The sequence below is a fragment of the Pontibacter fetidus genome, assembly GCF_010119545.1.
In the GTDB taxonomy this organism is placed as follows: Bacteria; Bacteroidota; Bacteroidia; order Cytophagales; family Hymenobacteraceae; genus Pontibacter; species Pontibacter fetidus.
In genome coordinates this window covers 251,152-263,694 of record NZ_JAAEAA010000002.1, presented here as the reverse complement: position 1 = coordinate 263,694, position 12,543 = coordinate 251,152, and the positions used below count along the sequence as shown (strand labels likewise).

Annotated in this window: 13 protein-coding genes; 9 read left to right on the top strand and 4 right to left on the bottom strand. The window is 43.1% G+C overall.

Features of this window, described 5'->3' with window-relative positions:
• Positions 1-6: 6 nt before the first annotated feature.
• The 4 genes from GWO68_RS02290 to glmM form a co-directional block, all read right to left on the bottom strand.
• Positions 7-507, bottom strand: coding sequence for a hypothetical protein (locus tag GWO68_RS02290; protein ID WP_162344782.1), 501 nt, complete (start codon positions 505-507; stop codon positions 7-9).
• A gap of 13 nt (positions 508-520) precedes the next feature.
• Positions 521-1,102: an LOG family protein gene (locus GWO68_RS02285; protein ID WP_162344781.1), complete on the bottom strand. Its 582-nt coding sequence runs from the start codon at positions 1,100-1,102 to the stop codon at positions 521-523.
• 89 nt (positions 1,103-1,191) lie between these two features.
• Complete coding sequence (locus GWO68_RS02280) at positions 1,192-2,334, bottom strand: cysteine desulfurase family protein (protein ID WP_162344780.1); 1,143 nt, start codon at positions 2,332-2,334, stop codon at positions 1,192-1,194.
• 136 nt (positions 2,335-2,470) lie between these two features.
• Positions 2,471-3,865: a phosphoglucosamine mutase gene (glmM, locus tag GWO68_RS02275; RefSeq protein WP_162344779.1), complete on the bottom strand. Its 1,395-nt coding sequence runs from the start codon at positions 3,863-3,865 to the stop codon at positions 2,471-2,473.
• Positions 3,866-3,991: 126 nt separating this feature from the next.
• Here glmM and mazG point away from each other — a divergent pair, with 126 nt between their 5' ends.
• The 9 genes from mazG (at position 3,992) to GWO68_RS02230 (ending at position 12,252) form a co-directional block, all read left to right on the top strand.
• Positions 3,992-4,801 carry a nucleoside triphosphate pyrophosphohydrolase gene (mazG, locus tag GWO68_RS02270; protein WP_162344778.1) on the top strand — a complete coding sequence of 270 codons (810 nt, stop codon included), beginning with the start codon at positions 3,992-3,994 and terminating at the stop codon, positions 4,799-4,801.
• Between the two features lie 520 nt (positions 4,802-5,321).
• On the top strand, positions 5,322-6,188 hold the full coding sequence (locus GWO68_RS02265; protein WP_162344777.1) for a MotA/TolQ/ExbB proton channel family protein: 867 nt from the start codon (positions 5,322-5,324) through the stop codon (positions 6,186-6,188).
• A gap of 18 nt (positions 6,189-6,206) precedes the next feature.
• The gene (locus tag GWO68_RS02260; protein ID WP_162344776.1) at positions 6,207-6,818 is read left to right on the top strand and encodes an ExbD/TolR family protein; all 612 of its coding nucleotides are present in this window, start codon (positions 6,207-6,209) and stop codon (positions 6,816-6,818) included.
• An 18-nt stretch (positions 6,819-6,836) separates the two neighbouring features.
• Complete coding sequence (locus GWO68_RS02255; RefSeq protein WP_162344775.1) at positions 6,837-7,364, top strand: ExbD/TolR family protein; 528 nt, start codon at positions 6,837-6,839, stop codon at positions 7,362-7,364.
• A gap of 5 nt (positions 7,365-7,369) precedes the next feature.
• Entirely contained in the window at positions 7,370-8,191 is an 822-nt protein-coding gene (locus GWO68_RS02250; RefSeq protein WP_162344774.1) for an energy transducer TonB, read from the top strand.
• A gap of 202 nt (positions 8,192-8,393) precedes the next feature.
• On the top strand, positions 8,394-9,233 hold the full coding sequence (locus tag GWO68_RS02245) for an energy transducer TonB (RefSeq protein ID WP_162344773.1): 840 nt from the start codon (positions 8,394-8,396) through the stop codon (positions 9,231-9,233).
• 127 nt (positions 9,234-9,360) lie between these two features.
• Positions 9,361-9,618 carry a hypothetical protein gene (locus GWO68_RS02240; RefSeq protein WP_162344772.1) on the top strand — a complete coding sequence of 86 codons (258 nt, stop codon included), beginning with the start codon at positions 9,361-9,363 and terminating at the stop codon, positions 9,616-9,618.
• Entirely contained in the window at positions 9,608-10,546 is a 939-nt protein-coding gene (locus tag GWO68_RS02235; protein ID WP_162344771.1) for a PstS family phosphate ABC transporter substrate-binding protein, read from the top strand. Before GWO68_RS02240 ends, GWO68_RS02235 begins: the two co-directional genes overlap by 11 nt.
• A 62-nt stretch (positions 10,547-10,608) precedes the next feature.
• On the top strand, positions 10,609-12,252 hold the full coding sequence (locus GWO68_RS02230) for a tetratricopeptide repeat protein (RefSeq protein ID WP_162344770.1): 1,644 nt from the start codon (positions 10,609-10,611) through the stop codon (positions 12,250-12,252).
• Positions 12,253-12,543: the final 291 nt, after the last annotated feature.

Here is a 12,543-nt window from a genome sequence, read left to right as displayed (position 1 = left end):
TGCAGCTTAATCCCAATCCCAATCATCGTCACTGCTGTTTTCCTCAGGATCCGTAACTATAGGGGCTTTTATGTAAATGCCAAGGGCTTTCTGAGTTCCTTCTTTGTTGTACCGCACTCTATAGTTCAGGCCCAGGTAATAGTTTACCCAGTAATCGGTTTGCAGGCCAACTATAGTTGGTTCTTCTTTTCTGAACTCCACGTATGGCCCCGCTGAAAGCCCGGCAAGTGCAACACCGGTCTGGGCCTGGGTGTATAGTATCGTACTTCCTTTCCGGCGATCAAACCCAAGATTGGCACTTACAGGCACACTATTACTTTCATACCACCACAAGGCAGCTTCCACACCCCAGCTTACTTTTGGCTTTTTGTCTCCAAAATTAAAATGAAAGGTTGGCCCTACCGAAAAAACATCCTGGGCTTTACTTTCAGAAAGAGGCAATAACAATATAACAAACAAAAGCAGTTTATACTTTACAACCGCTTTCTGGCTAAGAGTGAGGTTCAATTTTCTAAGGTGATTAGATTCTTTTAAAGTCGATCCAGTAATCTGAAGTGGCGTCAGAAAATGCGCGTATTTTTTGTAGCAATATAGCAGGATCTTCTTCTATAATAAGATTATCCAGCTGATCTTTCTTTACAAAACCTTCGGCTATAGTATGACGGATCATCTCGAAGAACTTGTCGTAGTAACCGTTGATGTTGAAGAAGGCCACTGGCTTTTTAATGATGCCCAGCTGGTTCCAGGTGATGATCTCACAGATTTCGTCGAAGGTGCCAAATCCGCCGGGCATGGCTATAAATGCATCGGAGCGGGCCGCCATCAATGCTTTGCGCTCGTGCATGGTTTGTACCACGTGTAGTTCCTGTAGTCTGCTATGTGCCACCTCGCGGTCGACCAGGCTTTGCGGAATAACACCTAGGGCTTTACCGCCATGTTCTAAAATTGCATCAGCAATCACGCCCATCAGCCCAACATTGCCACCTCCATATACCAAAGCTATATGTTGCTCTGCCATTAATTTACCTAATGCTGCGGAAGCTTCACTATAAACTGGATTTAAACCTGTGTTTGCTCCACAAAAAACACCTATACTTTTCATTTATACTTTAAATCGGGTTATATTTTATTTAAACAAAAACTCCGGTATCTCTACCGGAGCTCTTATGTTATATTTTATAGTTGCAGCAACTAAGCAGTAACCTTGTTATATAGTTTAGCCAATGTTTCTGCTACATAATCAATTTCAGCTTCGGTGTTGTACTTGCTGAAAGAGAAACGAACTGAACCACGTGCAGGATCAACGTTAAGGGCGCGTAATACATGCGACCCGGCATCGGCACCACTGCTACAGGCACTACCCCCAGATGCAGAAATTTTGTTGATATCCAGGCTGAACAGCAGCATTTCGTTTATATCTGATGCAGGCAGGCTTACATTTAGCACTGTATACAAACTTTTATCACCAAACTCCGACATACCGTTAAAGCTTACATCTTCCAGTTGCTCACGCAATTTATAGATCATTCTGTCTTTCAGGGCTTGTATGTGCTTTTGGTGATCGGCCATGTCGCGGTAAGCAATTTCAAGGGCTTTTGCCAACCCGATAATGCCGTACACGTTTTCGGTGCCGCCACGCATGTTTCGTTCCTGCGATCCACCTTGTATAAGCGGCTGTATTTTAATATTGGCGTCGCTGTATAGGAAACCAACACCCTTAGGGCCATGAAACTTGTGTGCCGAACCAACTATAAAATTAGCGCCCAGCGACTGTAAATCATGTTTGTAGTGGCCCATTGTCTGTACCGTATCGGTATGGAAAACGGCATTATACTTCTTACAAATCTCGCCTATAGTTTGAATATCGTTAAGCGTACCAATTTCGTTGTTGGCATGCATTATAGATACCAGGGTTTGTGGCTGACTCGCCAACATGCTTTCCAGCTGCTCCAGGTCCAGGTTACCACGCTCATCATGTGCCAGGTAACTTAACTGAATACCTTTGTGCTTTTCGAGCATCTCCATGGTATGTAACACAGCGTGGTGCTCTAGTTTGCTGGTAATAGCGTGCTTAATGCCAAGCGCCCGGCAAGTGCAGATAAGGGCCGAGTTATCGGCTTCGGTACCACCAGATGTAAAAAAGATCTCGGCAGGAGAAGTGTTTAACAAGGTAGCAACCGTTTTACGTGCCTTTTCGATAGCAGCCCGAACTTCGCGCCCGTGTGAGTGAATAGATGACGGATTTCCGAAGTGCTCCAGCATATAAGGGGCCATGGCATCAAAAACTTCCTTGTCCAGGGGAGTGGTGGCAGCATTGTCTAAATATACACGCATGTTGGTAAGGGTTTGCATTACTCTATATAACGAACTACTAAAGTATTAAAAAAAGTTGCGCCAAGGAGAAAGAAATGAAATTTCTCTCCTTGGCGCTTACAGGTTAGCTGTTAAAAACTATACGTACAACAGTACATTATGCCTTAACAGAAATTATTTCCTTGATATCGGCAATGATCTTGTTAGCCAGGTGCTCTGCCGTAGCGTTGCTATCCGACTCAGCATAGATACGGATGATTGGCTCCGTGTTAGACTTGCGCAGGTGCACCCACTCTTTGTCAAACTCTATCTTTACACCATCTATCGTATTAATCGGTTGCTTGGCGTAGCGCTGCTGCATTTGGGTAAGTACGGCATCCACGTCCACATCAGGAGTAAGCTCTATTTTATTTTTAGAGATGTAGTAATTCGGGTAGCTGGCACGCAGGCGCGTCATACTTAACCCGGATTTTGCCAGGTGCGTCAGGAACAGTGCTATACCAACCAGTGCATCGCGGCCATAGTGCAACTCAGGGTAAATAATACCGCCATTGCCCTCGCCACCTATTACCGCCTGCTGCTCCTTCATCATGTTTACCACGTTTACCTCGCCAACAGCAGCTGCATAGTAGTTGCCACCTGCTTTCTCGGTTACATCGCGCAGCGCTCTTGTAGATGACAGGTTAGATACGGTATTTCCTTTTGTGTTTTTCAGGATATAGTCAGCAACTGCTACCAGCGTATACTCTTCGCCGAACATGCTGCCGTCTTCGTTTACCAGCGCCAGGCGGTCCACATCCGGGTCAACAACTATACCTAAGTCAAACTTACCTTTCTCTATCACTTTGGCAATCTCGCGCAGGTTCTCGGGCAGTGGCTCCGGGTTGTGCGGGAAGTGACCATCCGGCTCACAGAAAAGCTTCTCTACTTTTTTTACACCAAGTGCTTCCAGCAACATTGGCACAGCTATACCGCCTGTAGAGTTTACACAGTCAATGGCTACAGCAAACTTTTTAGCTTTAATCGCTTCAACATCTACTAAAGGCAGGTCAAGTATAGTTTTAATGTGCTTTGCTATTGCATCGTCCTGCTTAGTATAAGAGCCAAGTTCAGTCACCTGAGCAAACTCAAACGCTTCTTTCTCGGCCAGTTCCAGTACCAGTTTGCCTTCCGCATCCGAAATAAACTCACCTTTATAGTTAAGCAGTTTCAGGGCGTTCCATTGTTTCGGGTTATGGCTGGCCGTAAGTATAATACCTCCGCCGGCTTTCAGCTCCGGTACCATCATCTCTACCGTTGGTGTGGTAGATAAGCCAACATCTATCACGTTTATACCTAAGCCCTGCAGGGTAGCGCAAACCAGTTTGTTTACCATGTCGCCGGAGATGCGTGCATCGCGACCTACAACTATAGTATTGTTGTTATTGGTAGTTTGCAGTACCCAGGTACCATAAGCTGCAGCAAATTTAACCACATCCACAGGGGTAAGTGCATCACCTGCCCGCCCGCCTATCGTTCCTCTAATTCCTGAAATTGATTTTATTAAAGCCACTTGTGTTAATGTTTTATAGGTTGCAAAAGTAGCAATATTTTAGTTTTATAGTTTACTCTTTGGTCTATTATCTCGCCAGGGAATTACTTGTAAACAGCTACCGCCGTATTTTAGTATATTTGCTTTATGGATAACACATTATTTGCCGATACACCGCGCGGAAGACAGTTGCAGGCTTTTGATCGCCTGCTGGATGTGATGGATGACCTGCGCGAGAAATGCCCCTGGGACCGCAAGCAAACCCTGGAAAGCCTGCGCCACCTAACTATAGAAGAAACCTACGAGCTGTCGGATGCCATACTAAAGCAGGACATGCCCGAGATAAAGAAAGAAATAGGCGACCTGATGCTGCACATGGTGTTTTATGCCAAAATAGCCTCCGAACAAAAAGCGTTTGATATAGCCGACGTACTAAACTCACTTTGTGAGAAACTAATCTTCAGGCACCCACATATTTACGGCGATGTAACAGCAGATACAGAGGAGCAGGTAAAGAAGAACTGGGAACAGCTTAAACTGAAAGAGGGAAATAAATCGGTGTTGGGTGGTGTGCCTTCGTCGTTGCCAGCGCTGGTAAAAGCGATGCGTATACAGGAAAAAGCCAGAGGTGCCGGTTTTGACTGGGACGACAAAAGCCAGGTATGGCAAAAAGTGCAGGAGGAACTGAGCGAATTTGAGGAAGAATTTAATGTAGATGATACCGCAACTATAGATAAAACACGCGCTACAGCTGAGTTCGGAGACCTGTTGTTTTCGCTCATCAACTTTGCACGTTTTGTAGATATAAATCCCGAAGAAGCCTTGGAACGAACTAACCTGAAATTCATAGACCGCTTCCGGTACCTGGAAACAGAATCGGAGAAAGACGGCAAAAAATTACAGGATATGAGCTTGGATGAAATGGATTTTTACTGGAATAAGGCAAAAAAGAAGTAGGTAAGCATACAATCTAAAAATTCATTACCTATATTTAAAGCGCTTTTTCCTGGTTTTCCGGATCGGATAAGAGACGTTTTCTACTTTGTTAGCCATTGGAATTTAAGCAGAGTATTACATGCTGAGTTATAGTCTCCGGCTGTGCTGGAGTTGTAACTATTTTCTGTTACCCTCTCATTAATTATTTTAATGCAACAATTGTATGCCAGCCATGTATAATGGTAGTGCTCAATTTTTATATTGAAATTTTTTAAGAGAATGAACTGAGAATAATGTTTATACTTTGGATAATATTCTAAAATATATAGATTTGTAGAAGCGCACTTATTTAAGGTGCCATAAAGTAGCGAAACAGCTCAGAATTTATTCATCAAAGGTTTGTTTGCGATAGGTGGGTTTAGCTTTTTAAATTAAAAAGTTTGACACATAAAGAACTAAAACTGAAACAATTACATTTTTATAATTACACACAATCAATTTAATTACAACACAAACAGCTAAACTTTAAACTTTAATCAAAATGGAAAAAAAGACTGCAGTAGTGAGCAAAGATGCTAATGTAGAAGTAAAGACTAGCGCGGCGGGTTCTTTATTTGCCACTATCGTTATTCCACTTGCAGTAATTGCATGTGTACTTGTGTATATGTTCGTACTAGGCAATCCTGCTAACTTCGAAGGTGGTAGCAACGAAAATCACCCACTGCCAGGTAACTATTTAGGTATCGTTTACAAAGGTGGTTGGGTAGTTCCTATCCTGATGGCCCTTGTACTAATGGTATTTATTTTTGCTATCGAGCGTGTATTGACAATCAGCAGAGCAAAAGGTACTAAGAGCGTTCCTGCTTTCGTACGTAATATTTCTGCTAAACTTAACCAGCGCGATATCAACGGTGCAATTGCTGCCTGCGATGCTCAGAAAGGTTCAGTAGCAAACGTAGTAAAAGCTGGTTTGCTTAAGTACAAAGAAATGCAGAACGAGCCTGAGCTGTTAAAAGCTGAGAAAGTTGCTGCTATCCAGAAAGAGATCGAAGAGTCAACTTCACTAGAGTTACCAATGCTTGAGAAAAACTTGGTAATTCTTTCAACAATTGCCTCTATCTCTACACTTACAGGTTTGATCGGTACAGTACTTGGTATGATCAAGGCGTTCGCCGCTCTTGCTTCTTCTGGTACTCCTGATGCAACTGCACTTTCTAACGGTATCTCTGAGGCCTTGATCAACACAGCAATCGGTATTACTGGTTCTGCTCTTGCGATCATCGCTTACAACTACTTCACAAGCAAAATCGATGAGTTAACTTATAGCATTGACGAAGCTGGTTTCAGCATCATCTCTACTTTTGCTGCTCAGCACGAAAATGCTAACGTTAGACAACACACAGTTTAATTGATTTAACACAGAAAGATGCCTAAAGTAAAAGTAAAAAGAACCAGACCCTCGTTGGACATGACACCAATGGTGGACTTGGGCTTCTTGCTGGTTACTTTCTTTATGCTGACAGCTACTATGGCCCCTGAAAAGGCAGTTATAGTAGACACTCCTTCTTCTGTATCAGACATCAAAATACCCGATTCAAACGTTATTACTATATCTATAGATAAAAACGACAGGGTGTTTTTTGGTGTGGATGGACAGAACACGAGAACAGCTCTATTAGAGAAAATGGCTGGCAAGTATGGTGTTGGGTTCAATGAACAGGAAAAAAAGACCTTTTCTTTGCTTAGCGAGTTCGGCGTACCGGTAAATCAGTTAAAATCTTACCTGTCGATGGATGCTAACAGTAGAAAGAACTACGATAAAACTGCTCCGGGTATACCTATAGACTCAGTTAATAACCAACTGGGAGACTGGGTGCACCAGACACGTCTTACAAACCCTAAAGTGATTATCGCGATTAAAGGTGACCAGGACGTGAACTACAAAACTGTACAGCAGGTAATAAGTACATTGCAGGATAAGAAGGTTAACAGATTTAACCTGATTACCGACATGGAAAAAAGACCTACAACCCTATAACAGAAAGGAGATAGAAAAATGGCAGAAGTACAACAGCAAGCCGACTCCGGTAAGGGTGGTAAGAAGCGCTCCAAAAAGATGGGCACCAACATGGACATGACGCCCATGGTGGACCTTGCCTTCCTTCTTTTAACGTTCTTCATGCTTACAACTACGTTCAGTAAACCACAGACCATGGAAATTAACATGCCTGTGAAACCGGACAAAGAAGAAGAGCAGATTGCCCTGAAAGCTAGTAACGCGATGACGATCGTACTTGGTGAGGATGATAAAGTTTTCTATTATTTCGGACTTGGCGACCCGGCTGAGAATCCGGAGGTGATAGAGACTGATTATTCAGCTACAGGTATTCGTAAGGTTTTAATTTCACCTAAAGTGAAAGGTAACGCCAAGATGACTGTAATGATCAAGCCAATGGAGACGTCGCGCTACAAGAACATGGTAGACATCCTGGATGAACTGAAAATTACCGATACCAAGAAATTTGCCCTTGTTGAGATAACTGACACGGACAAGCAATTGGTACAAACTAAATTAGGACAATAACAGATATGGACGAAAGTAAGTTAGCTAAAGCATCGCTTGATGACATCGTCTTTGCTGGACGAAACAAAGCATACGGTGCCTATCTGCTTCGTAAACTGTACAACAGCCATCTGTCTAAAGCCGCTATCATTGCTACTATATTATTTGCGCTTTTCATCAGCATGCCGCTGATAAGCAAAATGATAGGTGGCGACGAAGAGGAAGTAGTGGATGAGCGCGTTATAACAGAAGTAGACCTGGCCCCACCACCGCCACTAGAGGAAAATACACCTCCACCGCCGCCGCCGCCGGATCTTCCGCCGCCGCCGCCGCCAGTGCGTGCTACTGTAAAGTATACACCACCGGTTGTTAAGCGTGATAACGAGGTAGCCGAAGAGGAAGAAATTCCGGACGTGGAGAAACTGGAAGAAATTGATGCCGGTACAAAAACTGTAGAAGGTAGCAAAGATGCCCCATTAGACTTAGGTGATATTGACGGTACCAGCGACGTAGTTGCAGAGGTAGTAGAAGAGAAGCCTTACGAGTATGTGGAGCAGATGCCAACTTTCCCGGGTGGTGAACTTGAAATGCAGAAATACATTGCCAAGAACATCCGATATCCGGCCGCTGCTACAAGAGCAGGTATCGAAGGACTTGTGGTTGTATCGTTCGTAGTAAGCAAAACCGGTGAGATCTCTGAAGTAAAAGTACTGAAGGGACTTGGCGCCGGAACTGACGAAGAAGCGATGCGCGTTGTTAAGTCGATGCCGAAGTGGAACCCAGGTAAACAAAATGGTAGAGCTGTACCAGTAAGATTTACCGTTCCGGTTCGTTACACAATTAAATAATATAGCTTAGCTATAGTTTAAAAACCCGATCAGGAAACTGGTCGGGTTTTTTTGTTTGTAAAATAAAATGCTCAGCATGCATACTATTAACGTTTAATTCCGTATATTCAGTTTATAATATAAATCAAACTATAAACCATAACCAAAAGCATACTATAAAATGATTACCTGACATATTGTTAAACTATAAAACCCAAAGCCCATGAAAGAGAGCTATTTATTTGACATGACCTTTAACAACATCATCTTTAAAGGTCGGAACCAGGCATATGGTGCCTATAAGTTGCGGCGCGTATACCACAGGCATATAATTATAGCAGCCATTATAACCATAGCTATTTTTTCAGGGGGGCTTATAGTTCCGTTAGTTAACAATATATTCTTTTCTACTCCCGAAAAGTACGTTAAGCCTACACTGGTAATTGAAGATCCGATCATTATAGATTTACCGCCATTGCCTCCGGTTAAGCCTGAGCAAAAACAGAAAACAGTACCACCGGCTGCACCCGAAAAAGTAAAAACAGAAGTATACTCAGCGCCAAAGGTTGTTCCGAATAATGCACCGGTAAAAGAAACCCTAATTGCCAACCAGGATGAATTGAAAAATGCCGTGGCAGGTACCGAGAAGATAGATGGGGTAAAGCCATCAGAACTTCCTGTAACTCCTCCTGCTGATCTGGAAGGTATAGATGGCGGAACCGGAGAAGCAGGTAACAACACGACAACTATACACGACTTTGCCGAAATAATGCCCGAATACCAGGGTGGCTTTGATGCACTTGCCAAATACCTAAGCAGAAAACTGGTTTACCCAACTGCAGCAAGCAAAGCAGGTGTAGAAGGTACGGTAGTGGTTACGTTTGTAGTTGGCCGTAACGGCGACATAGAAGATGTTAAAGTTTTGAAAGGCCTGGGATTCGGGACGGATGAAGAGGCAGCGCGCGTAATTCAGAGAATGCCACGCTGGAAGCCCGGAAAACAGAATGGTGTACCGGTAGCAGTACGTTATACGCTGCCTATAAAATTTGCGTTAAAGAACTAAAAATCAATTAGTAAGTATAAAGCAGGGGCCTGAAGAGCAGAAGCTTTTAAGGTCTCTGCTTTCATATTTAATGTGATACCATTAACTTTAAAGTAAAATCTAAATATATGTTACAATAACGCGTAGCATGATAAGACCACAAAGACAAAAACCGGCCGGGAACAATTTCTCGAAATTCGTTAACATCTTCGGCATGCTGATGACCGTGTTGTATATAGGGTTGGGGCTGCTGTTTATATTTATAGATGCAGAGACGATGAACCTGAACATGTCTAAGGACCTGAAATATATACTTGGAGGCGTGCTTATACTTTACGGGCTCATCAGGTTTGTAAAAGTTTACCAGAACATTACCAAAAAAGAAAGAAGACGGTATGAAGAATAAACTATGGACAGTGGCGGGTATAGTTGGTACACTGGCCTTTACAAGTTGTGGTGGTTCTACGGATGCACCCTCTGATACACCTACTTCCGGTAAGATCAATATCAGTGTAGATGAGTCTTTTCAGCCGATCATCGAATCGCAGGTGAGTACCTACGAGGGCATTTACGACCGTGCTGATATTACAGCAGCATATAAATCGGAGGGTGAAGTAATAAAAGACCTGCTGAACGATAGCACCCGTGTAGCTATACTTTCGCGCGAACTGACTGAAGCTGAAACAGCGAGCTTTGAAAAGAAAAAGCTCATACCAAGGGTAACTAAAATTGCCATTGATGCAATAGCTATAATTGTAAACAGAAATAACCCCGACTCGCTGTTTACAATGGATGAGCTGGAAAGCATTTTTAATGGTAACACCAAAACGTGGAAACAACTGAACAGCAGTACAAACTTAAAAGACATAACGATCGTTTTCGACAACAATAATTCGGGTACGGCACGTTATGTTAAAGATTCTCTGATAGCTTCGCACAAGCTTCCACAAAATACATTTGCCGCCGAATCGCATAAAGGGTTAATAGATTACGTAGAGAAGAATGAGAATGCAATGGGCGTAATCGGCGTTAACTGGATCAGTGATATTGACGACAGTGTGGCAGTTGGCTTCCAGAAAAGAATAAAAGTAGTTGGCCTAAGTAAAGAGGCAGTTCCCAGAACTACAGAAAGCTATTACCAGCCATACCAGGCCTATATTGCCCAAGGCGTTTATCCGTTACGCAGGTACCTTTACATCATAAATACGACAGGTCGCTCAGGACTTGGCACAGGTTTTGTATCTTTCGTAGCTGGAGATAAAGGACAACGTATAATACTTAAATCAGGCTTAGTGCCTGCCACCTCGCCGGTTCGCGTAGTGGGTATAAAGTAAGAAACTATAAGACCTTAACTCAATTTTAGTACAATTAATATAACCTTAACAAGCGAAGTAAAATGACGAACAACTGGAAGTACATCCTTCTGATGGCCACTGCCTTCCCGACTGCAGCAGCATTTGCACAGTCTGGCGATGCAGGTAAACAAGCTGTAGAACAGGAGCGTTATGAGGATGCAAAGTCTATCTATAAAAAACAGCTTAACCAAAAGAAAGCAGATAATGCTTATTACGCACTAGGTGATATTTACCTGAAAACTGATAAGCCGGATTCAGCTGCTTACTATTTTAAACAAGGTGTTTCTAAAAACGAAAAGTCTGCTATAAACCACGCCGGTTTAGGTAAACTTGAAATGGCGAAAGGTAACAAAGCAGAAGCTGAAAAGCATTTTGCACAGGCCCTGAAGTATAGCAAGTCTAAAGATGCAAATGTACTGGTTGCTGTTGCAGAAGCTTATGTTACGGCAGATAACAAAACAGAAGCTGACCTGAACAAAGCCGTAGGTTACCTACAAACAGCCGTACAGCGCGACAAAAACAACACTGCCGCTTATATGCTGTTAGGTGATGCGCAACTGGAGCTGAAAAAAGGTGGCGAAGCGATGACTGCCTATGACAACGCTATCCGCATTGATGAGAAGAACCCGAACGCTTACCTGAGAAGAGGTCAGCTGTATACAAGATCAAGAAACTATACAGAAGCTGAGCAGGCTTTCCAGAAAGCGATCGAGATCAATCCTAATTTCGCACCGGCTTACCGCGACCTTGGTGAACTTTACTACTTTGCAGGTCAGTACGACAAAGCACTATCTACTTTCAAAAAGTATGTAGATATGGCTGAGAAGACTCCTGAAACAAGAGCAAAGTATGCGTCATTCCTGTTCCTGACTAAGAACTATGACGAAACGCTGAAGGAAGTACAGGAAGTGCTTAAGACGGATCCTAACAACACTGTAATGAACCGTCTGCAGGCTTACTCTTACCTGGAGCTTGGTCAGCCTGACAAAGCGCTTGCTGCAATGGAAGGCTACCTGGCTAAAGTAGATAAGAGCAAGCTTATTGCTGAAGACTACGAGTATTATGGCCGCATCCTGAGCAAAAACAACCAGCACGCGAAGGCTACTGAAAACCTGCAGAAAGCAATCGAAATGTCTCCGGATAAAGTAGAACTGTACCAGGAACTTGCAGCAGCTTATGCCAAGTCAGGTAATTACGAGAAAGCCGTGGCTGTGTATGATAAGAAGCGCGAGAAAACAGAGCCTTCTAATGCTGACTTCTACTACATCGGTAATATTTACATTGATGCAGGTGCTGCAGCACAGAATGCAGGTGATATGCAGAAGGCGAATGAGTACTATAAGAAAGCTGATGAGTCTTACGCTAACGTTACTAAAACCAACCCTACATACGCCTATGGCCACTTGTGGAGAGGTAGAGCTAACTACTATTTAGACCCGAACAGCAAGGCTGGTTTAGCTAAGCCACACTTTGAGGAGTTTATTAAACTGGCGAGCGCTGAGCCGGCCAAGTATAAGAAAGACCTGATAGATGCAAACCTTTATTTAGGCTACTATTACTACGATATTAAGCCAAACAGAGAACTTGCAGTGAAACACTACAACGAAGTTCTGAAACTAGATCCTGCTAACGAGCAAGCTAAAACAGCTCTGAACCAGATAAACAAATCAGCTAAAAAGAAATAAGCTGGTATCTATAAAACAGAAAAGCCTGCCCATTGGAGCAGGCTTTTCTGTTTTATAGCTTAGACTGTAGTCATGTTTACGATTACTGCTGTAGTTTCAGGTATAGTTTTATAGTTGCTGTTTTACCTCACCCCAACCCTCTCCTAAAAACAGGAGAGGGAGTTTCTAGCTATAGTTGTAGTTATAGTTTTATCGTTTCCGTGGTCCAACCACCCCCAACCCCTGCTTATCTAAGGCGGGGAGCTTTCTACCATAGCTATAGTTGCAAGTATAGTTCTATAGTTTAAGACC